The sequence below is a fragment of the Flavobacterium sp. UBA2787 genome (assembly GCA_002352205.1).
In the GTDB taxonomy this organism is placed as follows: domain Bacteria; phylum Bacteroidota; class Bacteroidia; order Flavobacteriales; family Flavobacteriaceae; genus Flavobacterium.
On record DEHZ01000014.1, the window covers coordinates 182,223 to 208,670 of the forward strand.

14 protein-coding genes and 1 pseudogene are annotated in these 26,448 nt (G+C 33.0%); 8 read left to right on the plus strand and 7 right to left on the minus strand.

Annotated features, from left to right (window positions below; genetic code table 11):
• The first annotated feature begins 153 nt into the window (after positions 1 to 153).
• Both B4N66_RS13090 and B4N66_RS13095 read left to right on the plus strand, forming a co-directional pair.
• Positions 154 to 1,905, plus strand: a complete 1,752-nt coding sequence (locus B4N66_RS13090; RefSeq protein WP_291095289.1) for a hypothetical protein — start codon at positions 154 to 156, stop codon at positions 1,903 to 1,905.
• Positions 1,906 to 1,937: 32 nt separating this feature from the next.
• A complete protein-coding gene (locus B4N66_RS13095) occupies positions 1,938 to 5,831 on the plus strand; it encodes a DUF2194 domain-containing protein (protein WP_291095290.1) in 3,894 nt (1,297 codons plus the stop codon).
• Between the two features lie 56 nt (positions 5,832 to 5,887).
• Here B4N66_RS13095 and B4N66_RS13100 read toward each other — a convergent pair whose 3' ends face one another.
• Positions 5,888 to 7,534, minus strand: coding sequence for a DUF4832 domain-containing protein (locus B4N66_RS13100; protein ID WP_291095291.1), 1,647 nt, complete (start codon positions 7,532 to 7,534; stop codon positions 5,888 to 5,890).
• Between the two features lie 573 nt (positions 7,535 to 8,107).
• The gene (locus B4N66_RS13105; protein ID WP_291095292.1) at positions 8,108 to 8,710 is read right to left on the minus strand and encodes a Pr6Pr family membrane protein; all 603 of its coding nucleotides are present in this window, start codon (positions 8,708 to 8,710) and stop codon (positions 8,108 to 8,110) included.
• Between the two features lie 94 nt (positions 8,711 to 8,804).
• Here B4N66_RS13105 and B4N66_RS13110 point away from each other — a divergent pair, with 94 nt between their 5' ends.
• The 3 genes from B4N66_RS13110 (at position 8,805) to B4N66_RS13120 (ending at position 13,096) form a co-directional block, all read left to right on the plus strand.
• On the plus strand, positions 8,805 to 10,724 hold the full coding sequence (locus B4N66_RS13110; RefSeq protein ID WP_291095293.1) for a DUF294 nucleotidyltransferase-like domain-containing protein: 1,920 nt from the start codon (positions 8,805 to 8,807) through the stop codon (positions 10,722 to 10,724).
• 2 nt (positions 10,725 to 10,726) lie between these two features.
• Entirely contained in the window at positions 10,727 to 11,344 is a 618-nt protein-coding gene (locus B4N66_RS13115) for a 3'-5' exonuclease (RefSeq protein WP_291095294.1), read from the plus strand.
• Between the two features lie 225 nt (positions 11,345 to 11,569).
• Entirely contained in the window at positions 11,570 to 13,096 is a 1,527-nt protein-coding gene (locus B4N66_RS13120; protein ID WP_291095295.1) for a SulP family inorganic anion transporter, read from the plus strand.
• A 54-nt stretch (positions 13,097 to 13,150) separates the two neighbouring features.
• Here B4N66_RS13120 and B4N66_RS13125 read toward each other — a convergent pair whose 3' ends face one another.
• Genes B4N66_RS13125 through B4N66_RS13145 form a run of 5 tightly spaced genes read right to left on the minus strand, consistent with a single transcriptional unit; the run spans position 13,151 to position 18,845 of the window.
• A complete protein-coding gene (locus B4N66_RS13125; RefSeq protein ID WP_291095296.1) occupies positions 13,151 to 13,936 on the minus strand; it encodes a rhamnogalacturonan acetylesterase in 786 nt (261 codons plus the stop codon).
• A complete protein-coding gene (gene pelA, locus B4N66_RS13130; protein WP_291095297.1) occupies positions 13,899 to 15,896 on the minus strand; it encodes a pectate lyase in 1,998 nt (665 codons plus the stop codon). The genes B4N66_RS13125 and pelA overlap by 38 nt, the downstream gene beginning before the upstream one ends.
• A gap of 1 nt (position 15,897) precedes the next feature.
• On the minus strand, positions 15,898 to 17,127 hold the full coding sequence (locus B4N66_RS13135) for a glycoside hydrolase family 88/105 protein (RefSeq protein ID WP_291095298.1): 1,230 nt from the start codon (positions 17,125 to 17,127) through the stop codon (positions 15,898 to 15,900).
• 1 nt (position 17,128) lies between these two features.
• Positions 17,129 to 18,106: a DUF4861 family protein gene (locus B4N66_RS13140; RefSeq protein WP_291095299.1), complete on the minus strand. Its 978-nt coding sequence runs from the start codon at positions 18,104 to 18,106 to the stop codon at positions 17,129 to 17,131.
• A gap of 4 nt (positions 18,107 to 18,110) precedes the next feature.
• The gene (locus B4N66_RS13145) at positions 18,111 to 18,845 is read right to left on the minus strand and encodes an alpha/beta hydrolase (RefSeq protein WP_291095300.1); all 735 of its coding nucleotides are present in this window, start codon (positions 18,843 to 18,845) and stop codon (positions 18,111 to 18,113) included.
• Positions 18,846 to 19,511: 666 nt separating this feature from the next.
• Between B4N66_RS13145 and B4N66_RS13150 the strand changes: the two genes are divergently transcribed.
• The 3 genes and pseudogenes from B4N66_RS13150 to B4N66_RS13160 form a co-directional block, all read left to right on the plus strand.
• Positions 19,512 to 21,998 (plus strand): T9SS type A sorting domain-containing protein, encoded by a 2,487-nt coding sequence (locus B4N66_RS13150; protein ID WP_291095301.1) that lies wholly within the window; start codon positions 19,512 to 19,514, stop codon positions 21,996 to 21,998.
• 194 nt (positions 21,999 to 22,192) lie between these two features.
• Positions 22,193 to 23,023: a hypothetical protein gene (locus tag B4N66_RS13155; protein ID WP_291095302.1), complete on the plus strand. Its 831-nt coding sequence runs from the start codon at positions 22,193 to 22,195 to the stop codon at positions 23,021 to 23,023.
• A 114-nt stretch (positions 23,024 to 23,137) separates the two neighbouring features.
• A pseudogene (locus B4N66_RS13160) lies at positions 23,138 to 26,448 on the plus strand (hypothetical protein); the annotation flags it as partial.

Sequence of the window (26,448 nt, forward strand, 5' to 3'; positions counted from 1 at the left end):
TACTGCAACAATAAGTTAGTAAAACGGGAATATAGTCATAATTTATTGCAATTTATTGTTAATGAATGGTTTAAATATGGAAGCTTATCATTAGTTATCATTTTTGTATTGATTCAATGCAGTGTTTACAGCTTAATTAATTATGTACTAATCATGATGTTAGTAATTTTAATTGATGTAGTTGGAATCAAAAACTTTAAAAATCCGGTACGTTATTTTAAAGAAGTATCTAAATCTCGTTTCTTTGAATTCTTAAAAGATAGTGAAAACAAAAAACCTTTAACTGATCTGATTCGCTTAGAAAAACCTAAAAAATTAAAAGATGATCGTGTCTTTATCTTTTATGCAACATTAGTTTTAATTGTAGCGGCTTTTATAGGAAGATATTATTTCTACATTTATGACACCTATTTGCTTTCCGATTTATGGGTAGCAAATTTAAATGAGGTTATACTTTTTGATGAAGACATCTGGTTTAACGGCACCGTTTCAGCTGAAGGAGAATTGGCAATGAGTAATTTATATTCTAAATTAGTTGATGTGAGTCCAGAAGTAGGTTTGCAAAGTCTATCAATTTTAGAAGACATCATATTAAGTCTTGTGGTTTTTTGGACAATTCGTAAAATCACTTCTTCCCGAATTTTAGCCCCCATGATTGCTTTTCTTACGTATGTGTTTTTATATACATTTTCACCAATAGAAATACATTACTTATTGCAAAATGAGCCGGTTTTAATGGCCTTAAGCTTTGCTATACCCTGTATGGTTTATATTTTAAAGCCTGATGTAATTAATTTTAAAAAAATTAATTATTTCACCAGTTTAACGATTTGTTTTTTTGCAATAGGATTAATCGATTTGTTTACATTATTAATACTAATGCCTCCATTTTTTGTAATTGCATTAGTGTTTGTAAATAAAAACTACCTGTCATTCAAATGGATAGCTTTATTGGCCTACATTGTTGGAACAGCTTCTATTTTGGCAACTTATTATTTTATGTGTGTTTATTATCAAAATGATTTTTTAATATTCTTGCAATCAAGTTTAATTTCAGTAACGTCTTTTACTTACATGCCAAATTTGATTATTCCGTTTGATGAATTACTCAAATACTATCAATATGGTTCTTTGTTTAGTATTGTTATTTTACCCTTCTTAATTTGGTATAAAAAAGAACAATGGAAACCATCGTTAGTATTTATGCTGTATTTTAATCTATTAGTTACTTTAAGTTTTTTACAAGTAGAATGGATTGATTCGGATCTATTACGATTAGCACTATCTGTTTTTATTCCAATTTGTTTCGGAATTACTACTGCTGTTCTATTAAGATTATTGTTTCCAATTTACAAAAAAGTATTTCGATATAAAATACCAATTGCTGTAGCAGTTTCGCTTTTGGCATTTGGAGGAATAGTATATTCACAAATTCAACCTCTAAACAATATCAAAACATCAGACAAAACTCCTCGAATGGTTTTGGACGCTTATGATAAGATTCTTCATGAATATTTTCCACATAGCTATGCGGTGGTGAATGATAATATTGCTCAAACACTGAGTTTAAATAAACACTTTTTCATCAATTACGAAGATTTTTTATTTAGTTATTTAGAAAGTGATTCCATCTATCATCACAATAAAATGAAACCCAAGTTTTTTGTTGAAAACCCACAGTATGTAATTCCTAAAAGTGTTTTGGTATTTGTGTATCATGATAATTCTGAATCAGAAAATCACTTTGCAGATCAAAATCAATTAGAACCACTTTTAAAAGAACATTTTAACACGTTAGAAAAAAGAGGAAGAAAAGTCTCTTTATATTACGAAAGCCCCTATGTAAACGTGTATGAAATTGAAAATGAACCCAAATCAAGTAAGATTGATGACCTAATCTATTAAGTATGAAAACCCGTGCAACCCTAAATCGATTAATGATACACAGCCTTATGGCGTTTGTGTTGATTTTTTCAAGCTGTGCCGACTTTGATGCGATTATGAATCCCAACAATATTGATTTATTCTCTAAAGATCAAGCAGGAAAAAATGGTTTATTAAGACATTATTCAGACACCGATTTGAATCTTCCTCCTTTGGTTGAATATATCGTGGATTTTGAAAATCCGATGAGTGTGAAATACAGCAACCACATTAAAAAAGTATGTAGTTATACTAAAATTCCATATAAAAACATCAATATAAAAGCGTGGAATGCAAACCTTGAAATTGCACCATCAACGCGAGTTTTGTGTGTTTTGGAAACTAAAAAATTGAATGATGCTTCTGTAGCAAAAATTTTAAAATTTGTTTCTGATGGAGGAACATTATACTTGCCCTATGCTTGCGAAGACAAACGGTTTGGTTTTATGGTAGGTATGAAGACAAATTCAGATTATTTAACCGATGTTACTTCTGTTGGTATCAACTTCAAAGAAAATTTTATTCCAACTTTAGCGGGAACTTCCACTCGAGAATCGATTATACACTTCGGAATGAGTGGGGAAAATTTCGATTTAACTAAAATTAAAATCTATGCCACATCAATTAATAATCCATCTTTTCCGGCTATTTTAGAGTCCAAAATAGGGAAGGGGAGAGTCATCAATTTGAACTCTACTTTTGAATTTGAAAAAATGGATAGGGGATTATTATTCTCAGGAGTTATGATGGGTTTAGAAGGGATTCCTTACCCAATTGCAAATACAAGTACCATTTTTCTAGATGACTTTCCTTCTCCATTATATGACACGAAAATGGAACCAATTAAATCTGAAATGAATCTTTCTATTTCCGATTTTGTTAGAAAAGTTTGGTGGCCGGACATGAAAGATTTAGCTAAAAAATATCAAATGAGCTACACTGCCGTTCCTGCATTTGATTATAATGCTAAAACAGATCCGCCTTTTCTTTTCAGCCAATGGGATGCTAAAAAAGTTTCATTAGGAGGCAGAGTAGAACCAACAAGTAGCTGGTTGATGAGAGATTGTATGAAAAACGGACACGAATTAGGTTTTCATGGTTATAACCACGTTTCGTTAGTAAAAAGAGATTGGAAAAAACCAGAATTTATCGTTACCGCATTAGAAGGTGTTCAGAAAAAATGGAAAGTTAGCAGCTTTGGTGATTTACCGATTTCGTATGTTCCACCATCAAATTATATCGATCAAATGGGTTTAAAAAGACTAAAAGAAGGGCTTCCATCAATTAGTTTTATGTGTAGTTTATATTTAGGTGAAACGTATGACGGTGGAAATCGCGAATTTGATTTTGATCCGTATCATCATGGCATGTTCGATTATCCCCGTATTTCAAGTGGTTTTCAAATAGATAATAATTCGAAATACAATATTCAATCCATGTATTTATACACAGGAATTTGGAATCACTTCGTTCATCCGGACGACGTATATCAAATTCCAAGTCCGTTTAATAAAAGTGCGGGAGATTTTGAACTCAGAAATGCAAAAGGTTTAGGTTGGCGAAAAACAAAAGGAAAATCGGGTGGTTTATTGGCGGAGTTTGATAAATATCTAAAAGAATTTACATCAGCATTTCCTCAATCTCGCTTTTTAAATGCTGGTGAAGGCGGTTTTATTGCATTAGATTGGAGAGCCTCTAAATTTAATCACAAAACGTATGATGGAAAATATATTGTGGAAGAGCTGAATCCGGAAAATTCAATGTCTAACAGTCAATATTGGTTTCTTTACGGAACTTCAGAAAATGCTGAGAATATTGAACTTCAATTAAAATCAATAGCCGTAATTTATTCCAAAACTAACTATTTAGATGGATTTTTATATTCTGTTTATACGAATGAACCTATAATTAAAATCAAAGATTATCGCGAATACAGAGAGAAAGAGTTAGACTTTATCTATAGTAAAGTAAAAAATGATTACTATGCGTATGCTGCCAAAGTAAGAGAATTTGAGCAAGGAGAAGAAAGCGGTGAAAATTATGAAGAACAGATTCGATTGGAAAAAGCGGCATTAAAACAACGAATGCTTTCAGAATCAAAAATTGATTATCCAACTTGGAATCAATATGCCGAATATATGTCTTGGGATAATAAAGGTGAAGAAGTCTGGACCATGCTCGAAAAACATTGTGCAAAATATCCAACCAAAGAAAACGTGATGTATTCGCAAGAACTAGAAAAACTAATTGGCTATCCTAATGATTTAGCAATGGAAAAATGGATCAATGCTCAATTACTGGTGAATCCAAGAGATAAAGACTTATTAAATAGTTATGTTGCAAATTTTAATACACCAGAGAATAAAGAAAAAATTAAACAAGCGTTAATTGCTCTTTTAAGTGTTGATACCGGTAAAGAAAGTATGTTTAATTATCTTCAACATTTACTTTGGTATGAACCTCAAAGTGCTTTAGTTGAATTAGAAAAAATTGAACCATCTAACGATTATCGTGAAATGGCAACAAATATAACTTGGCTCTATGCTAACGAAAAAAATTATCAAAAAGCCTATGATTGGTCGTTTTATAGTAACGAAATTGATATTGCAAACAAAATGGAATGGCTTTTTCAGTTGAAACAATATGATAACCTTATAAGTGAATATAATACACATATAGAAAAAAATCCTGACGATTATAAAACAAAAGCTTTAATGGCTAATTATTACCACGACATGGGTAAATTTAAAGAAGCATGGATTTTAGCAAGCGAATTACCCGAATCAAAAGAAAAAGAATCGCTTAGAAAATCACTAAACGCTGATGTTGTTTATCAAGATGACTTTCTTCAACAGGATTTGTTGGCCAATTACCCCGAATTATTTTTAGATAATGTAAAAATGGCCGTTACCAAAACCAATCGTTTAAAATACGGTAATTTTATTGAATCTGAAAATGAAGTTCAAACTAACAAAGATAGAATGGCTTCGTTAATGACAAGACATTCCTATAATTTTTACGACAAGAAGAAGAATCTTCATCGATTTGCGGCTACGTATTCTGAATTTTTCCCGTTGATTAGATCCACAGTTGATACGATTATTACTAATTTACGCTTACAAAATAGAGAAGATAACGAACAATTGATAATTTCTGATGACAATAAATTTACCAGAGTTTATGGTGTTGAATATCAATATAAAAATCCGTTTTCGTTTGATAAATATCAATATTGGTCACGTATAAGATTTGAAATGGATAATTATCAACAGACTTATTTTCAGTTTGGAGCCGGTATCAATAAAACATTCAAGAAAAACTTTAGTTCAGCCCAAGTGAATGTTTTCCCGGTTCAAACAGCTCCGGGACATGCTAAAGAAATTTATCATGTTCAATCTGTTCTTTACCAAAGTGTTTTTTTAATGAAAAAAATTAATGCAACATTGGGAATCGAATCAAATTATTATACCAAAAGTAAGACGAATACCGATTTCATAACCGATAATAACATTGATATTTCAGCAACACTTAGAGTTGGTTGGGATGATGGTGAAGAGAAAAAATCAAAATTGATTCCGTTTTTAGAATCTTCTATACAATCGGGATCTGCAGATTTAAGCGATGGATATCCCTATTGGATGCTGGATAAACGTTTATTTGGAGGAGGAGGATTAAGCTATAGCTACGGTTTGGAAGCTAATGATTTCAAAGCAAAAGTTGAAGCTGCTTACTTTTTTGATGATTATGCAGAAGTATTTCAACGATTTTCGGGAACAATATCATATAGATTATTTAACTATACTGCTTTAGTTGCCGGTTTTGAAGTATTTAATCAAGATAAATTCTATTCCAATACAGTTCAATTTGGTTTAAAACATAGTTTTAGAGAAAAGAATCGTACCAAATAAAAAATGATGAAGTACAAAAGTTTGTACTTCATCATTTAAAAAAACAAGAACTTGTTTTAGTGTTTCACTATAAACCTTCTGGAATCATTGATTTCACCATTATTAAATTGAATGAAATAAACACCATTTGATAAAACTTGTGTATCAAAACTTACTTTATTACCGTTTTGAGTTGAGTTTAATTTCATTTGCTGTCCTACGGAATTGTAAATGGCATAACTATATTCAGATGCTGCATCCATTTCAACAATTAACTCGTTGTCTGCAGGAACAGGATGCAAAACAACTTTCAAACGATTGTTGTCAGCAATACCAAGTGTTTCGGTTACTTCGATTTTATGGTTTAAGCGGTTATAACCTGTTGAGGATTCCCAAACATTATTATTTGCAAAACGAATTGCATATTCCGGTCTGTTTGCTAACGATGCATAAGCATCAGGTAAATGTAAAAACATATCATAATTACCCGGAATAACTCCATCGGGTAATGTTAAGTTTTCTGTTATAGTAACTTCATCTTGCCAATTTCTAGGATCAGAATCCAACATAATTGAAAACACATCATTAGTAACAAGGTTTTTCAAAACAATATAAGCATATCGCTCATTAAATGGAGCGGCATAACCAACATTATTAATGTTTAATGTAACAGACAATTGATTATCGAGTGAAATACTTTGTGGCAGTACAGCACTAGTTAAGACAAATCGATATCCTAGATTTTTTTGAATTTCTTGATAGCAATCTCCTGTTTGCCATCCATTAATTACACTTGGATGATAATCTAAATTTAGATAGGACCAATGAAATTTTTCCATTTCAAATTGAGCTGTTGTACAATTAGTTCTGGATTCAAAAACAGCACATGTTTCGCCACCCATTGGTACAAATTGAGTTTCTTGATCAAGATAAGGGTATTCAGTGTTTACATTTGAATAGGTTCCAACATCCGTATTACTAGATAAAAAGCAATCATTATGGTGTCCTATTCTAGCTAAACTAGTATTTGTATAGGCTTGACTTGGTGGGAGAGGAGCAGTAGTGTTGTACATCTGCTGTTTCATTTTTGGATATCTAATTTGAACAGCCCGCGTGTTTGGCAAAGCATTTAAAATAGCATCAGTGATATTTTTTCTGTGAGCATAATTAGCCGCCGTCAAACTAGTTTCATTATAACCCCAACCGCCAAATTCGGCTTGGTCTGTATAATACCATTCACCCCAAGCACCAATAAATCCTGCTTGCATAACAGCAATTACATCTGTATTAGCTATTAAAATGGGTTTAATTTGATTAATATGCTCCAACATTCTCGCTTTGGTGGCATCAAGAACAACATCATCACCATAATCATCAGAATAAGCGAAACGAATTACACTTTTTAATCCGGCATTACGAATTCGGTTAAAATCCGTCTGCATGTTATCTAAATAAGATTGAGGAATTGAAGAATTCACAAAATCATTCAAATAAAAATACCTGAAAACTAATGTAATATTTTGATTTACTCTATAGTTTGTCAAGGAAGATTGGTTCAAAAGATTGTAACCATTTGACGATGACGATTCAGTATCACTGTACTTATAAAATCCACGTTCTGGATTTGGAAAGTTAGCACTCGAAGCAGTATAGGTTACTGTAGTTGTTTGTGCACCTCCGTAAATAAACAGAAGAGCACCAAAAAAGGTAAAAACTTTTCTCATAGTAGTAGGTTAGTTTTGTGCTAAATTTGGGTTAGCGGATTAAACGTTTTAGTTTTTTTAGTATAATACGATGTTGTGGCTCATTGTATTACGGATTCAAATATAGATTAAATGTATTTTTTTATCGATGAACTACGTTAAAAAAATACATTAAAAATCGATGAAATGCATTATTTCGTTTTTATTGTAAGATTATTTGCTATTTTTAACATAATTTTATGTAGGTTTTGGTTCACTTTTTTTAAAGATTTGTGAGAATTATGAACAGCTCGTTATCAGTGACTTAAGAAAATGATTACGCAAATTTTTTAATTTCAACTTGATTTTGATTTGCAATGATTTTTTTAATCATAATTTGATTGTTTTTATATCATTTTTTATGACTGAGTTTACATTTATTATATCTTAAAAAAATTTTATAGACCGTATTGAAAATCACTATTTTTTAAAATTTGTAATTTATATTTGAAGTAATAATTTGGATTATTTAAATTAAAAGGATGACAATTTAAGATCACATCTTTTTGAACTATAATTTATATTATGTAAAATAGAATATATTGTGAAATAAGATTAATCCCTTCTATTGCAGATGAATACGAATAATAATGAAACAATAGCAAATACTGTTGATATTCCAATACTGTTTATAATTACCTTGGTATAACCTATTGCATTCACATCTAAAAACGGATATGGATAATAATTTGTATAGCTTCCAATCAATAAAACAGTAAACAAATAAACCAATGGAAATATCAAAATTTTAAAAATGTATTTATATGATAGAGAAATTTCATTTTTACTCATAAACCAATAGATCACGAAAATTATTGGATTCACAACATGCAACAATTCATCAACAATTCTCTGCAAACCGGTTGGTTCCCAAATAAAGCGTAAAATAATATTATAAACGATTGCTACAATGCTTATATAAACAGCAATAGCCGTCTGAGTTTTATAGGATTTAAAAAAGGAGGAAAAATTAAATAAAACTGCAGTAAAACATATCGATACCAAAATATTCGACAGTATCGTAAAGAAAGTAAAAAAACGAACGATTGTATCAATAACACTAACTTCACTCGATTGCATCATAATAACAAATTGGGCTATCAATGAAAACCATCCTAAAATAAAACCAAAAAGCGAAAAAAGTTTTTTATTTTGCATATCATTCTATTTTTGATAAAGTTAACAAATCTGATTGTAAATTTGAATCGACTACTAGATTTTATGTAACTTTATCATTTTAATTACTATTAGTATGAAAAACTCAATTGCTGAACGAATAGCGGATTTTCTCAAGAATTTTCCACCTTTTTTCAGTCTCACTTATCCTGAATTGGTCACTATTTCCAATGAAATTCAGGTAGTTCATGTTGAAAAAAATCATGTTTTATTCAAAATTGGTGACAAAACGCATCCTTTCTTTTATGTTGTAAAAGAAGGTGCTATCGGACTTTCTGTTACTTCCGATGCAGAAGAAACGTTAATTGATAAATGTGATGAAGGTGATATTCTTGGTCTTCGCCCCTTTTTTGCCAAAGACAATTACTTAATGACCGCCAAAGCTCGTGAAGAAAGCCTTTTGTATGCCATTCCGATTGATGTTTTTAAACCGTATGTAAGCCAAAATGCTGAAATTTTGAGTTTTTTATTGGAAAGTTTTGCTTCCAATACACGAAACCCTTATGATAAAGAAAATAAAGGAAAACTGATATCTGAAAATGTCATTTATACAGAACAAAGTTCTGAAATTCAATATTTTCAACCAATATCGTATACAAAAAGTCCAATTACGGCATCCAGAAAAGATATTGTGAAATTTGTTGCTCAAACGATGACACAAAGCAAAATTGGTAGCGTAATTATTCAGGATAATAATCTTCCGGTTGGCATTGTTACAGATAAAGATTTACGTTCAAAAATCGCTACAGGCCTCTTCCCTATTGATATTACAGTAGATCAAATCATGTCTGCTCCGGTGATTACGGTAGCAGAAAACATTTCAATTGCAGAAACCCAAATGATGATGCTCAAACATAATGTTGGTCATCTTTGTGTTACCGTTGACGGAACAAATAAATCCAAAATTATGGGAATTATTTCTGAACATGATGTAGTATCAGCTCAGGCAAATAATCCGGGAGTTTTGCTTAAACAAACCAAACGTGCAACACGTTCTAAAGAATTAAAAGCGGTTCGTGAAAAACTGAACGATTTGATTCAGAATTCGTTAGATAAAAACATTCCAATTCAACATATTTCTAATATTGTAGGCGAAATCAATATTGCTATCACTAAAAGAGCGGTGGAATTAGCCATTGAAAAAATGGAGGAGCAACCCCCTACCCGATTTGCTTGGATGAACATTGGCAGTCAAGGACGTAAAGAGCAATTGTTGATGACCGACCAAGATAATGCGTTAGTTTTTGATGATGTAGAAGAAGATCGTTATGATGATGTAAAAAAATATTTCCTCGAATTAGCCGAAAAAGTGACCAAAACACTCAATAAAGTTGGTTACGAATTTTGTCCGGCAGATATGATGGCCAGCAATCCTATGTGGTGCAAATCGGTTACAGATTGGAACAAACAATATAATTCGTGGATTAATAAACCCGGTGAAAAAGGAATTTTAATGTGTTCCATTTTCTTTGATTATGATTTTATCGTGGGTGATGAAAGTTTGGTTGATTTAATTACAGAAAACATCTTTGCCAATGTGCATAATAACCAGTTATTTTTTGCTTATTTGGGTACGGATGCATTGAAAAATCCACCACCATTGGGCTTTTTCCGTCAGTTTTTGGTTGAAGATGATGGTGAACACAAAGATACTTTCGATATAAAAAGTCGTGCTTTAATGCCATTGATAGATGCAGCACGTTTATTGGTGTTAAGTCAAGGTTTAAAAGGAATCAATAATACCTATCAACGATATAAAAAATTAGCCGAATTTGAACCTCAAAACGCCGATTTGTTTGAAAGTTGTGCAGAAGCTTTTTCTACCCTTTCCCTCTTTAGAACAGAAGAGGGTTTGCTAAATAGTAACAATGGTAGGTACTTGAATTTGAATGAGTTATCTAAATCAGATAAAGTAAAGCTTAAGAATGCTTTTCAACCCATTCGCGATATTCAAGATGCTATCAAAAATCGTTTTCAACTCACATATTTCACCTAAAAATGGTATTAGATTGGTTTAAAAAAGTTAGCAAAGATTATCCAAAATTTTGGGAAAATTACCTCTATTATTTCGAGCAAGAATCCGATGAATCACAACCAAAACGATATGTGGTTTTTGATTGTGAAACGACTGGGTTAGATCATCGAAAAGATGTTATTTTATCAATCGGAGCAGTTGCTGTAGTTGAAAATGCTGTGATCGTAAACGATTCGCTTGAACTTTTTTTAAAACAAGATCTCTATAAAACGGAAACCGCTTCTATTCACGGTATTTTAAAAGAAGGTAAAGAAGAAAAAATTGTGGAAGCCGAAGCAATTATTCGCTTTTTAGAATTCATCAAAAATTCTACTTTAGTAGGCCATAACGTGAATTTTGACATCGAAATGATTAACCAAGCTCTCAAACGGTTAGATGTAGGAAAACTCAAAAACGACAACATGGATACCGATGCCATGTATCAAAAATTCAAAGGTTTGCAAGAAGATCAACACTCTACGTTAGATGAACTTTGTAAAATTTTAAAAGTGGAAAAAAGCGACCGACACACTGCTTCAGGTGATGCTTTTATTACAGCTTTGGTATTTTTGAAGTTAAAGAAAAGGCTTTTGATTAGGTAACATTAACTTCATATAACCATTTCAAATCCCCTATTTAGTGCTATTTTTGTTTTTTTATCTTACTTTTGCCGCTCCATGAAAAAAGTAGCTACCAAAACTTTTGAGCTTACGCCGCCTTGATGGTCGGTTCATTATTTTAAATCTCCAATGATTTTTATTGGCTCATTTTTACATCCAACTCTTTTTTGGAGGAGTTCATAATTTATTCATATTCAAACTATTTATATGCAAAAAATCATCAATTTATTCGATTTTAGACAAAAAGTAAATTATAAAACAGAAATACTATCAGGATTAACCGTTGCCTTGGCTTTAGTTCCGGAAGCTGTTGCATTTGCAATGATAGCAGGAGTTTCACCATTAGTCGGACTTTATGCCGCGTTTATGATGGGATTAGTGACCAGTATTTTAGGTGGTCGTCCCGGAATGATTTCAGGTGCTACAGGTGCTGTTGCAGTTGTTGTGGTTACTTTAGCCCAAAGTCACGGTGTGGAATATATTTTTGCAACAGTAATTCTTGCCGGAATTATTCAAATGGCAGCCGGCTTTTTAAAATTGGGTAAACTCATTCGATTGGTTCCGCATCCCGTAATTTTCGGATTTGTAAACGGTTTGGCCATCATTATTTTTATGTCTCAATTAGATCAATTTAAAGATGTTTCCGGAAATTGGTTAACTGGTGGAAATCTCTATTTATTACTTAGTTTAGTATTTTTAACTATGTTAATTATTTGGGGTTTACCAAAATTAACCAAAGCAATTCCTGCTTCATTAACAGCAATATTAGTAGTTTTCGGATTGGTTTATTTCTTAAAATTAGATACTAAAACGGTTGGTGATATCGCTTCAATCAAAGGAGGTTTTCCGCCGTTTCACATCCCTTCCATCCCATTTACATTTGAAACATTACAAATAATTTTTCCATATGCAGCCATTGTTGCCGGAGTTGGTTTGATAGAAAGTTTGTTAACTTTAAACATTGTTGACGAATTAACAGAAAGTCACGGACACAGTAATAGAGAAGCTGTTGCACAAGGAACAGCAAATATTTTATCGGGGTTTTTCTCCGGTATGGGTGGTTGTGCTATGATTGGACAAAGTTTAATCAACGTGTCCAATGGAGCAAGAGCGAGATTATCCGGCATCGTAGCCTCGGTAATGCTTTTGGTTTTTGTGATGTTTGGTAGTAGTTTAATTGAAAAAGTTCCTATGGCAGCACTCACCGGATTAATGATTATGGTGGCAATTGGAACATTTGAATGGGCAAGTTTAAAAACATTTACCAAATTCCCAAAATCAGATATTTTAGTGATGGTTTTGGTAACTTTAGTAACTGTGTTTCTACATAATTTAGCGTTAGCTGTTTTAATTGGCGTAATCATAGCTGCCTTGGTTTTTGCATGGGATAATGCAAAGCGAATTCGTGCCAGAAAATATATTGATGACAATGGCATTAAGCATTATGAAATTTACGGACCATTATTCTTTGGTTCAACCACCGCTTTTATTGAAAAGTTTGATATTTTGAATGATCCAACAGAAATTATCATCGATTTTAAAGAAAGCCGTGTCGTAGATATGTCGGCCATTGAAGCGTTAAACCGATTGACTGAACGTTATCATAAACAAGGAAAAAAAATACAGTTGAGACACTTGAGTCCTGATTGCCGATCGTTAATTAAAAATGCAGAAAGCATCATTGAAGTAAACGTAATTGAAGATCCAACCTACAACGTGATGTTGAATAAATAGATAAAAAAAAGTGATTTTTCGGAGTCACTTTTTTGTTTTATAGAAATTATTTTTTTACTTCAAAAACATAGCCAAAGGCAATTGTTGCTTTCGTAATTCACTCACAAATAGTTTACAAATTTCAGTTGCTCCAAGTATTGATAAATGTGTGTTATCCGTAATTCCTTCCGGAAAATAAGCGTTTTCGCCTGCAACAAAATGAAGGTGTAATTTTTTTGATTCTTCTACACCAAACGAAACTTCCATTTGTTCAGTAAGGTATTGCATATCAAAAAAAGGAACATTCATTTCTTGAGCTACTAATCGAGCTTGCAAAGTATAATTTCCATGAGCATCCAACAAAACACCTTCGGGATTAAATTTTCTTCTCGCAATCGATGAAAACAAAATCGGAATCGCTCCTTTGGCTCTCGTTTCTTCGATGTATCGAATTAAGTTATAACGATATGCCGTTTGCGGATTGGTATATCGTGCCGGATCCGTTTCTTTTCCATCATTATGCCCAAATTGAATGAAGACATAATTTCCGGGTTGTAATGAATCTAAAACGGGTTGCCAATGATTTAAATCTCTGAAACTTTTTGTGCTTCGCCCATTTACTGCGTGATTTTTGATGGTTACTTTTTCATTAAAAAATTGCGGAAGTACTTGTCCCCAACCACGTTCCGGATTTTCATCTGGATTTTTTTTATTAGCCATCGTGGAATCGCCAATCATGTGAATGGTGATCGCAGGTGATGAAGTTTCATCGGTTTGAGCACTTTTACATCCTAAAAATAAAATGGCTGCAAGTAGAACTAATTTATAATTTGTCATACCATAATGGATTTGATGAATCATCGCTTAAAATGTTTTTCAACGTATATTTTTTTGCTTGTCGTTTGGATAATTGATGCGACCAATTTACTCTTGATTTTGCATTAGCTCCTTCTCCGCTACTATTAAATTCGGCATAAAAAGTCGTTTTTTCAGCTTCCGGTTTTGACCAATTGTGCCATCCTTCGGGTAGAATATGCTTTCCTAATTCACAATTGATGAAAACGGTTTTTGCGTAAATTCTCCACGGTCGACCTAAATACACTTTTGTTATTTTTTCATCCGACGTTAGTTTACAATCCTTAAAAACATAACCATAATTGGTATCTTTTGGTGTAGATGCTGCCGTGATATACGAATCTTTTTTACTGTGAATTTGACAATTTTCAAAGTAAGCTGTCGCACTTCCGAAGATAAAATCGGTGGTTCCTTCTATATAGCAATTTTTATAATATTGCTTTCCGGTTCCGTTGGCGTACAATGTATCTTGATTTCCGAGTAATTTACAATTGTTGATTATTACGCGATTGGAAGTTACTGACAAAGCTACTGCTTGACCTAATTCACCGGAAGAATTTTCGATGGTTAGGTTATTCAAAATCACATCATCGGCTTGAACTAGTAAAGTGTAAGTGTAAAACGTACTATTTCTTCCCATTCCCATCTTATCAAAATAATCATCAAAAGTAATGATGGTATTTTCTTGGCTTTCGCCGATGAGAGTTAGATTTGTATTCCATTCGTGAATTTTAATTTTCTCTTTGTATTTTCCGTTTTTGATGAAAATGGTAATTCGCTCATACGGAAAAGCTTTCGAATAATCAATCGCTTCTTGAATGGATGCAAAATCACCAGTATCATCTAAAGAAACCACTAAATTTTGGTCATCTTTAGGTTGTTTGATGACATTTTTGATTTTCCATTTTTCGTACTTATCTAGTACTTTTTGAGGCCAATTCACATACCAAGCATATCCTACTCTTCTTTCTAAACCAATTTGCGAAATCGAATCTTTTTTGATACCGTCACGATCACAAAAGAAAGGTTTATTGTCTTTCAATTCCATAAAACGAGCCCAAATTGGTTTTTCATTTTGTGACGGAATCATAATTTTATCAATCACTTTTCCTTTATCATCCAATTTTAATTCTTCTCTCAAATTGGTGATTTTTGTCTTTTCAAACCAAGCAACAGCACTGTTTACGGCATTAATTACTTTGTTGGAAGGGTTTTTTACATCCATCAAAAACAGAACAATCTTAGCCGATTCTCCACCACTTAGTGAAGCCAATTCGAAACTTCGAGCATCTGCCGGCAAAAATGTAAATTCATCGTGTTGAGCACACCAAGCCGTGAGCAAATTATTTTGTTTGTATTGGGTTTTTAAAATACAATCTATTCCTTTATTGATGGCATTTGTGATTTTATTTTCAATTTCAGCTGATGGTTTTATCGAAATAAAATCCTTTTGATCTTTAATGTCTTTTAGCAAATAAAGCACATTAATCATCGCATCATCATTGTAGGTAATGTGTGAAGAATAGCCTTTTTTTAGGGGATAAAATTGTGGCCAACCACCGTTTTCGTATTGAGCTTCGAGCAAATAATTCAATCCGGCAAGAAACGCCTTTTCATAACGTTCATCAGGAATTTGTTGGTTGACTTTTGATAGAAAAATCATTTCCTGACTTGTAGCTCCGTTGTCAATCGTGCAATCTTTTAACGTTGATTTTTTTGCAATCACCGCCTTTTTTTCATCTTCCGAAAGTAGATGATGCATTTGAATATTCTTCGGCCAACAACCATTTTCTTTTTGATACAACAACACTTGTTCGGCTATTTTTTTTGCTTCAGCTGAACCGAACCAAGCTTTCTCACTTTTGTGAATAAGATTTCGCCAAGATTGATCATTTACTTGTGCATTTGAAATCGAGACATAAAGTGAAACCACAAGTAAATGAACTATGTTTTTGATTTTGAACATCTTATTTATTTAATTCTAAAGCAGCTAAAATAAAAGGTCCGGTTGCTTTTGGATCATTGTCTTTTTTGCGTTCGTTGATATAATAATCGTAAGAACCATCTCGAAATGGTTTTCCACCCAAACCGGCCACAGCACATGCTTGAGTTAAAATGGTATAGCCTTCGGGAGTAACTTGTATCAAATCGCGAGTGAGTCCGTCAAAAGCTTTGTTGGCATGGTTTTTAAACTCTTTTGGTAAGTAACCTTTGTTAACACCTTTTGCAAAAGCGTACGCAAACATAGCCGAACCGGAAGCTTCCAAATAATTACCTTCCCTATTTCCTTGATCAGTAACTTGGTACCATAATCCGGATGAATGTTGGTATTTTAGTAATGTATTTGATAACGAATTTAAATACGAAATTAACTCACCTCTTTTAGGATGATTTTCAGGAAAATAATCCAAAGCATCCACCAAAGCCATTGCATACCAACCTAACGAACGTGACCAAAAGTTGGGTGACGTACCGGTTTCTTTATTTGCCCAAGCCATTTCTTTGCTTTCATCCCAACCGTGGTAAAGCAAACCCGTTTTGGGATCGAGTAAGTTTTTTTGAATTAATTCAAATTGCTTGGCAACGTCGTCCAATTGCTTTCCGTTTTCATATTTTAAGGTATATCGTGCGTAAAACGGTGAACCCATATACAATCCGTCTAACCACATTTGATTTGGGTATATTTTTTTATGCCAAAAACCACCTTCGGAAGTACGAGGCTGATTTTGCAGTTGCTCACGCATCGTTTGCATTGCTTTCAAATATTTTTCTTCTTTGGTTTTATCGTATAAAAAAAACATAATATTTCCTGAAACAATCATGTCGATATTATACTTTTCCATACTGTAACTCGGAATTGAACCATCAGGAGAAATCGTAGCATCTGCATACCCTTTCAAATAATCATAATACATTTGATTATTCGTTTTTTTGTATAATTCTTCAAAGGAAGTCATCACTAAACCATGCACATAATCCCATTTTGGAGCGGTTTTGTCATCGATTTCAAATGCGTTTGGATGCTTTTTCATTAGAGTTTGAGCCATTCGTTCAGACCATTTTAACTTATCTGAAACAACCATTTTTTCAGAAGAACTTGTGGAAGCCGGTTTACAATTCGTAAATAGAATAACCAACAAAACGGCGAATGCTATTGCCCAAAAAAATATGCGGACTGATTTCAATCTTTCTTCCATGTTAGTTTAATTTGTTTGATTTGTTCAATTTAGTCAATTTCTCATCTAAATAATTATAAAACTGCTGTTCAGTTTTAATTCCATCAACTTCTTTTTCCCAAGCTCCTAAAAAGTAAAACGTAATTTCATTAGCGGTTGGTTTAAACTGAATTAAATGATCGTGAGGACCTTGATACACTTTTTCGGCTGTGTACACTTCATAAAATACTGCCATTCCGAGATTATCATCAAACAGAGTTTGTTTTCCGTAGGTTGCAATGTAAGCCCATTTTTTGTTTTCACTCACTTTTTGTACCATTGGAAGATTATACAAATTTACGATTCCTGTACAAATTCCGTTCAAAGGAACGGAAGATTTTATGGTGTGTTGCGTATATCTTTCGTCCGGAAAAATAGTTAATTCTGACTGGAGATTTGTTTTTTGATCATTTGTTTTCCATCCAAAATAATCAACATTGACAACTGATTTATTTTTACTGTTATCCACTTTTGCAAAAGTAGAATCTACTTCTTTAAAATGTTGCATTTCGTTGTTGACCATTCTTCCGATGGAACCGATTCCGAGACCTTTGCCCACTTTTAGAATATCGGCTCCCCAATCGCTCATGTTGTGATAGGAATCAAAACCGTCTTGACCAACTTGCGGTAAAACCATTTCATCAGTTAATTTTCCAAAAATATCAATAGCATTTCGCCAATCTAAATACAAACGATAGCCCACTTTGTTGCTTTCCCAACCCGGACCTTCGTACCTAATGTAGAAGGAATGATCGGTATGTGTTGCGGGAACTTTTAATTCGGAAATATTTTTAAATGTTCCGCCTTCATATTTTCTGTTATTCCACTTTCCTCCTTCTTTTACTGAAATTTCTGCGTATGTTTTGGAAGTAGTTGAATTTTGTGCTGTTGTTTTTGTAGTGTTGCAACTTGATAACATACAAATTGAAGTCAAAGCAACAATTGATTTTGTAAAGTTCATTTGTTTATGATTTTAATTTTTCGTTTAAGAAAGTTAGTATATAATTTACTGTTGTGTTGAACCAAGGGTGAAATAGCCAGAAAGTGTGCGGACTATCTGGAATTGTTTCTACTTTTGAATCGATGTTAAAAGTCTTCATTTTAGCAATCATTTCGTCTCTTCCGGCATGAAATCGTTTGTGTTGACTATTGATAAAAAGAAAAGGAGGTGTGTTTTTGCTAACGTGCGTTAAAGCCGAAGCATCTTCCCAAACTTCCGGTTTTTCTTCATAACTTCCACCGAGCCATTGCGAAGCCAATTTTCCTTCTTGTGATTGCGGATGATGAAAAGCAAGAATTCCGTCAAGGTTAACAACAGCTTTTATTCCTTTTGGATATTTTGTTCCAATTAAAGAAGCTACTTGTGCACCGGAAGAACATCCCAAAATTGCAATATTCTCGCTATCTAATGAAAATTTAGTTGCATTATTTTTTATAAAATCAATAGCATTCAGTATATCTTCAATAGCTGCAGGATAGATTGCTTCGTCTGATAATCTGTATTCTATAACAAAACAATGATATCCGTCCAATGCAATTTTTTGAGCTAATGGTTGAAGCATTGATTTATTTCCTGACTTCCATCCTCCTCCATGTATTAAAATAATTGCTGGTAATTTTTTCTCAAAATTATTACAATAGCTATCTAAATGTAAATTTCTATTTGAAACAGTATGATAAATAATATTTTTTTTTAACATTAATTAACTCATTTTCAGTTGATTGAACACTTTTTATAAAATGATACTTTTTTATTTGTTTATTAAATTCTGAAAACAAAGTATAGGATGTATCTTTTGAAACTTGTGCAAAGATCAAATTACAAAAAGTTAATACAAGGATATACAGTAGTTTATTCATAAAATAAATTATTTGTTCAATCTACTTCTAATCAGCAACATAACATTATAGTATTGTTTGTAATTACACTATTTTATTGGAAAATTTGCAATCGATTACACAAAAGTATGAAAAATATTAAATTAATAAAAATTAAAGCTTAAAATTTTCAATTCCTTTATTAATAGGAACTAAAATAGCATAAAACTCAAAAATAATAAATGATATTTTGGATAAAAACATTTTAAAAGCAATACTTTTTAGAATTTCGTATCAATAAAACTAATTGAAATTATTTTAAATAGATAGAATTTTCTTATCAACTACATCGTTTTAGTGTCTAAAAATAAAAATAAATATTCGCTACAGTTCAATAAAATAAAGGGTTTAAAAAATTAATATCTTAAAAAATAAGCAAAATAATTTTATTATTTATAATTTATTTGGAACATAATTTTTAATTATATAGTTTTGTGTAATCCATTGCATAGATTCTTTAAATAAATACATATTATCAAATTTTAATTATGAAACGAGTTTTACCTTTTTTGACACTTTTGTTTATGGCTTTGCAAATCAATGCACAAGTCACAATTACCCAAGCTACCGGTTGGCTTGAAACTGCTTATGTAACTTGGACTCCATTAGAAGGTGTTGACAGTTATAATGTTTATTATACAGGAGAAGGTTTAACAGATCAATCTATTGACACGCAGCTTATAAGAAATTATGGAAGTTATTACAGAGCAGACGTATTAGGTTTAGCTGCTGGAGATTATACTATTAAAGTTGTACCTGTTACAGGTGGTGTCGAGGGAGCAGAAGCTGTATCAAATAGTGTTGCTGTTTTACCACAAGAAAGAAACGGATTTGCTCACAGCAACGGAAGAGTACCCGGAGGTTATACATTAACTGGATTAGTGAAACCAGGTGCAGTAATTTTATATATTACAGAAGAGAACAAAAACACAGTTTCATTAACGGTTACGGGAGCTACTTCTAATCCGTGTGTTGGTTTACAAACTATTATTGATGGATTTAAAAAAGGATTTGATAATCGTCCTTTAATTATTCGATTAATTGGTAATATTACCGGTTTTAGTAATATGTATAATGGTGATATTGTAATTGAAAATAAAAATAATGTTAACGGTTCTATCACTTTTGAAGGAGTGGGTTCAGATGCTTATGCAAATGGATGGGGAATTCGAATTAAAAAAGGAACAAATATTGAAATTCGTAACCTTGGTTTTATGCTAACCGCTTCTGGCGAAGGTGATAACATCGGATTACAGCAAGATAATGACTACGTTTGGGTTCACAATAACGATTTATTTTACGGAAATCCCGGTGGTGCTTCCGATCAAGCTAAAGGAGATGGAGCATTGGATGTAAAAAGATCAGGAAATGTGACTATTTCATACAATCACTTCTGGGATACAGGAAAATCAAATCTTTTAGGAAATGGAAGTGAAACACCAAGATTATTAACGTATCATCACAATTGGTATGATCACTCTGATAGTCGTCATCCACGTGTGAGAAGTCATACCGTTCATATTTACAACAATTTTTATGATGGAGTTTCAAAATATGGAGCGGGTTCTACTCTAGCATCTTCACTATTTGTTGAAGGAAACTATTTCTTTAATTCAAAATACCCAATGTTGATCTCTAAACAAGGATCAGATATAGCCGGTGGTGCTCCGGGAACTTTCTCTGGCGAAAACGGAGGAATAATCAAAGCGTATAATAATTTTATGGTTGGACAACAAAGTTTCCTTCCTTATAATGCTGCAACAAATCCTAATCAATTTGATGCTTATGTGGCTACAACAAGAAGTGAAGTTATAAGTAACAGTATTAGTGCATTTCAAGGAGGAGCAACATATAATAATTTTGACACAGATCCTTCACATTACGTGAATAGTTTAGTAATTGATGAGCCTGAAGTTGCTAGAGATAAAGTTATTCAATATTCAGGTAGAGTTGGCGGTGGTGATATCGATTGGACATTTGATGCCCCAGGTGATGATGCTTCGTATGCAATCAATCCAGGATTATTGGCATTATTACAAAATTATACTTCTTCTTTGGTTTCTGTGCAAGGAATTGGTAATCCGGTTGTGAGTACACAAACACTTTCTATACCTTCTAACAACGATCAAACAGTTCCGGAAGAAACTGCAATCGCTAACATGGTATTTACTTGGGGCGGAACAGCAACAGATGTAACAGTTGCCGGCTTACCTTCTTTTGGAATTAGTTTTGTTAAAGATATGACCGCTAAAACGGTAACGGTTTCAGGAACACCAACTGATGATGTAGATTTTACAATAACTACAATTGGAACTTCCGGAACACCGGTATCAGGTGGTGGAAGTATTTCTATTGGAGACGGAACTGTTCAAGGAGAAGAAATTCACAACTTTACAGAATCTGTTTTAAATAGTTCATTCTACACCTTTACATCGGCTAATATGAATTCTACACCAGGTAATACTACGTATAACGGTTTGACTTTGACAGCTCGATTAAAAATAGAAACACCTACAATTATTAGTTATACCACTTTTGCAGAATCAGAATTAACATTAGTTCTAGATCCTAACTTTAACGGAACAATTAAATTGGATAATGTAAATTACACAGCTTCAAATGGTTTAGTTGTTATTCCATCTGTTCCAGCAGGAAGCCATACAATAACTAAAGGAAGTGTTGCCAATTTATATTATATCAAAACAGCGTACACCAATTTAAGTTTAGATACTCCGATTTCTAAGAAAGATATTATTTTATATCCAAATCCGGTAACGAATGATTTAAATATTTCAATAGCAAATTTTATTACAGTTGAGCAAATATCAATTTATAGTTTGATTGGACAATTGGTAAAATCAGTTGATGGAAGCAATGTAACAACAATCAACATGGATGATTTAACTAGCGGTGTTTATATGGTGAAAATCCAAACAAATCAAGGTGTTATTGATCAAAAAATCATAAAGAAATAGGCTTAAAGCAATTGTTTTTTCATATTATTTTTAGTGAACAGGCCGTCTAAATATCACTTTAGACGGTTTATGTTCAGTTGAGTTGAAAATAGACAAAGCTCACATTATATTACACAGATTAGCCCCACTGATCTATCCATACTACACAGACGAGAAAGCACTTTTATGGTTATCTAATTTTAATACGATAAGACATGAAAAAAAAATTAATTGTATTGTTCTTTTTAAATTGTGCTATTTTCTCTAACGCACAAGTGGGCATCAACACAACAACTCCAAATGCATCATCTGTTTTGGATTTGAATAGCCATTTAGGTGGTACAAACTATGGTGGTTTTATGCCTCCAAGAGTAACTTTGGCTCAAAGAAATTCAATTCCTGTAACCGCTGCTGAAGACGGATTAATTGTTTACACTGCCTATCCAGGTGGTTTGCGATGTTTACAGCTTTACAATGGTTCTACTATGGCATGGGAAAACATAACATGTTTTGGAATTCCTCCTGTAACCGGACCGGTATTTTTTGAATCTATGGGTAATGTAACTGCAAATACAAGTGTACTGACTCATGATACCAATAATGGTTTTGATAATTCAGGAGTTTGTTCGTATACATATACATCATCTTCTCCTCCTCAAATAAGAAATACAGCTCCAACATCTTCAACTGTATTTACAGGGGCATCCGGATCAGGATTTCTTTTTTTACAAGCTAGTGCTAATAGAAACTTTACAATTGGCTCTATTGATTTAACAGCACATGCTGGTCCTCTGACTTTACAATTGCTAATTTATAAAAGTACTACTACATCTAATGGTTCAGATTTAACAATTGATTATTTTGATGGAACTGTTTGGGTTGATGTTTCTGTTACTGATTTACCAACAGGTGCGACTACAAATACTTGGTATCAAAGAGTATTAGCAATCGATGTTCCGAATACCATTCAAACTATAAGATTTAGCAGGTCATCAGCATCTACAACAGAATTTAGAATTGATGATATTGAAATTATCAATCCGTAATAAATTAACATAAAATATCAATTATAGTTTAGTAATAATTAAAAGTTTAATACAACTTTTTTTTATTCACTATTCCTTCATTACACTTACTAAACAACAAAAACCTTTTATATTATGAAAAAAAAATTATTATTTAGCTTTGTGCTCCTTTGGATAGGAATTTTTTCCTATGCACAAGTAACAGTCAATAGAATTGGGGCTAACTACCCTAGTGCCGCACCAACCTCCTACACTTTCCCTTCTGGTGATATTATGTATCAAAATGCCGCCGGAACTGCTTTTGTGAATAATAGAAATACAGGAAATATTTGTTCTGGTGCCACTTACAGAGTTCAAATGAACACTGTTATTCTAAGATTAAACAGTTCTGCTACAAACAACATAGTAATTCATGGTCAAAGTAGTGGATCGAGTATTCGAAATTTATCATCAATAGAAACTTCTTCTACTTTGTCTGGTCCATACACAGCACTTACAGGTGTTTCTTCTTCTTCAACTATCAATAGTAGTAGTGTTTGCGGCACAATAGTTATTTCTAATATTTCAATACCAAACAATACATTTGTACGATTCAATTTTAGTGGAAATGTTAATTTAAGTGGTTTTGATGTAACGCAGTTCAACCCTATCGTAGAACCTACAACTCAAGCAAGTAACATCTCTTTTGAAAATGTTACAACAAATTCTCTTTCCATAAATTGGACAAGTGGTAATGGAGCCAACAGAGTTGTCTTTGTAAAAGAAGGTTCTCAGGGCACAATTGAAGATCCTGCAGATGGTGATGAATTTACCGCCAATAACAATTGGAATAATGGAGCTCCAGCCGGAACTCAATTAGGAGCTTCAGGTTATTTTTGTGTTTATAATGGTGAGGCTTCTACAGTTAACTTATCAAATTTAGATCCCTTCACTACGTATTGGGTTAGAGTTTATGAATACAATGGCTCAGGTACAAGTACCGACTACTTAGTATCAACTGCAACTAATAATCCTAATAGTCAAGCTACACTCGCCTTACCTATTACTACAAGTTTTAGCGGAATTTTAAATATTGGCGAAACGTTAGAAGGATCTTATGAATATTCTGAATTTCCCGGCGATGAAGAAGGTGATTCAGAATATCAATGGTATGTGGCCGATGATGGCTTTGGTTTAAACCAGTCAGCTATTTTAGGAGCAACATCATTAACCTATGTTATTCAATTAGCCGATGAAGGAAAGTACCTGAGATTTGGAGTTGTTCCAACAGATATTAATGATGTTCAAGGTTCTGAATCGTTTAGTGATTGGGAATTAGTGAATTCACGTCCGGTTGCTTCTTCTGTAAATGTAACCGGTATTTTAAATGTTTCTGAAGAAGTTTCAGCAACCTATTCATTTGCCGATGTTGATAATGATTTAGAAGGGATTTCCTCCTACCAATGGTATCGTGCCGATGATGAATTAGGAACGAACAGTGAAGCTATTTTAGGAGCAAATGCAATAGCTTATACGTTAGACGCAGCAGATTTAGCAAAATATATTCGCTTTGGAGTGATTCCTATTGCAACAAGTGGTTCAACACCGGGTGATGAAGTGTTTGGAAATTGGGCAGGGCCAATTCTTTCGCAAGATGCACCTTCTGTTGTGGCTGCTGGTACTCTATCTGAAAATAGCTTGAATACAGATGTGGTTACTTTAACATTAGTAAACGACACATTCAATACAAACACACTTGAAGTTACTGATTTTACTTTAAACAATGCTCCTTCAGGACTTACTTTAGATCAAATTACATGGATAAATTCTACTGAAGCACAAGTAAATTTCTCTTACAATGATGAAGATTTTGATGTAGATATTACCAATTTTTCAATTACTATTGATGCTTCAACTTTAGACTCTAATACTACTTTGACAACATTAGATATGACAGTAAATGCTGTTATAGAAACTCTTGAAATTTCAGACCTAGTATCATTTCAAGATGTTTGTGTTGGTCAAGAAAGCGAAATCGAATCTTTTGAAGTTTCCGGAACTAATTTAAAATCAGGAAATATATCACTTGCAGTCTTAGATGGCTTTGAATATTCTGAAACAGTTGATGGTGTTTATACTACTACACTTGATTTTATGCATTCTGGTGGAGATTTAGCTTCTAAAACAATTTTTATAAAATTTGTTCCAACTACTGTCGCTGACTTTAGTGATTCAATTGAAGTTTCAAGCATTGGAGCTCCTTCTGTGTTTCAAGCTGTAAGTGCTTTAGGAGTTTCAATCCCATCGTCAATTAATTCACCAACGAGTACTACGATTGGTTCTACTCAAGCTTCTTTAGGTGGAGATATTACTGTTATAGGTTGTAGTGAAATTATTGAAAGAGGAATTTTTTACAGCACTACCAACGGTTTTGCAGATGGTGCCGGAACTAAAGTCTCTGAAACTTCCACTTCATTTGAAACGGGTGCATTTTCTGTAGACGTTACAGGATTATCAACAGGAACGATATACTATTACAAAGCCTTTGCAAGAGGAGCTGATGATGTATCAGTTTATACTTCTCAAGGTACTTTTACAACGCTTACTATTTCTGAGCCAACTGCTGTTGCTGCATCAGATACAACTTGTAACAGCTTTACGGCTAATTGGGAATCTGTTGAAGGAGCTACGGGTTATGGGTTGGATGTGAGTACTTTTCCAAATTTTGGTTCAGTTACTGTAAATCCGGAACAAACATTATTATCCAATACTGGTGTTTTGGGATTGTCAGGTTGGTCTGAAACAAATGTAACAATATCATCCGGTGCTCTACAAATGGTAACTCCTACCTCTCAAGTGATTACTGCAGCTTTTAACATTTCATCTTTTACAGGAGTTGAGTTGAATTTTTTAATTAGAACTTTTGGTGGTGTAACAGGTAACAGTAATCAAGTTGTTATTTCCATTTCAACTGATAATGGAGTAAGTTGGTCTCCGTTAGGAACTACTACAGCAGCAGGTTCAAGTTTGAATCCAGCAGCACCTTATAGTTTGGATAGTTATTTGGGCTCTCAAGTTCGCCTAAGGTTTGAAACTCCTAATGCAACAGGTTCTAGAGGAATTGGTTTAGATAACATCACTGTAACAGGCGATGAAAATATATTTGTACCAAGTTTTGTTGTAAACTACGAAGATGCACCAGTAAATGGATTATCGCTTGAAGTATCTGGTTTGGAAGCAGAAACAAATTATTACTACAGAGTGCGTTCAACTGATGCAACTTCAGTATCTATAAATTCTAATACTGTAACTGTTTTAACATCACCTCCTACCCTTTGGTATGCAGATACTGACAACGACGGTTTTGGAAATGATGAAGAGACAATTGATGCATGTGAACAACCTATAGGATTTGTTTCCGTTGGTGGCGACTGCGACGACGAAAACAACACCGTTTATCCCGGAGC

Excerpts from the sequence above, each read along its gene's own strand:
- B4N66_RS13090 (WP_291095289.1), top strand. The coding sequence starts at position 154 with ATGATGTTAGTAATTTTAATTGATGTAGTTGGAATCAAAAACTTTAAA.
- B4N66_RS13095 (WP_291095290.1), top strand. The coding sequence starts at position 1,938 with ATGATACACAGCCTTATGGCGTTTGTGTTGATTTTTTCAAGCTGTGCC.
- B4N66_RS13100 (WP_291095291.1), bottom strand. The coding sequence starts at position 7,534 with ATGAGAAAAGTTTTTACCTTTTTTGGTGCTCTTCTGTTTATTTACGGA.
- B4N66_RS13105 (WP_291095292.1), bottom strand. The coding sequence starts at position 8,710 with ATGCAAAATAAAAAACTTTTTTCGCTTTTTGGTTTTATTTTAGGATGG.
- B4N66_RS13110 (WP_291095293.1), top strand. The coding sequence starts at position 8,805 with ATGAAAAACTCAATTGCTGAACGAATAGCGGATTTTCTCAAGAATTTT.
- B4N66_RS13115 (WP_291095294.1), top strand. The coding sequence starts at position 10,727 with ATGGTATTAGATTGGTTTAAAAAAGTTAGCAAAGATTATCCAAAATTT.
- B4N66_RS13120 (WP_291095295.1), top strand. The coding sequence starts at position 11,570 with ATGCAAAAAATCATCAATTTATTCGATTTTAGACAAAAAGTAAATTAT.
- B4N66_RS13125 (WP_291095296.1), bottom strand. The coding sequence starts at position 13,936 with ATGATTCATCAAATCCATTATGGTATGACAAATTATAAATTAGTTCTA.
- pelA (WP_291095297.1), bottom strand. The coding sequence starts at position 15,896 with ATGTTCAAAATCAAAAACATAGTTCATTTACTTGTGGTTTCACTTTAT.
- B4N66_RS13135 (WP_291095298.1), bottom strand. The coding sequence starts at position 17,127 with ATGGAAGAAAGATTGAAATCAGTCCGCATATTTTTTTGGGCAATAGCA.
- B4N66_RS13140 (WP_291095299.1), bottom strand. The coding sequence starts at position 18,106 with ATGAACTTTACAAAATCAATTGTTGCTTTGACTTCAATTTGTATGTTA.
- B4N66_RS13145 (WP_291095300.1), bottom strand. The coding sequence starts at position 18,845 with ATGTTAAAAAAAAATATTATTTATCATACTGTTTCAAATAGAAATTTA.
- B4N66_RS13150 (WP_291095301.1), top strand. The coding sequence starts at position 19,512 with ATGAAACGAGTTTTACCTTTTTTGACACTTTTGTTTATGGCTTTGCAA.
- B4N66_RS13155 (WP_291095302.1), top strand. The coding sequence starts at position 22,193 with ATGAAAAAAAAATTAATTGTATTGTTCTTTTTAAATTGTGCTATTTTC.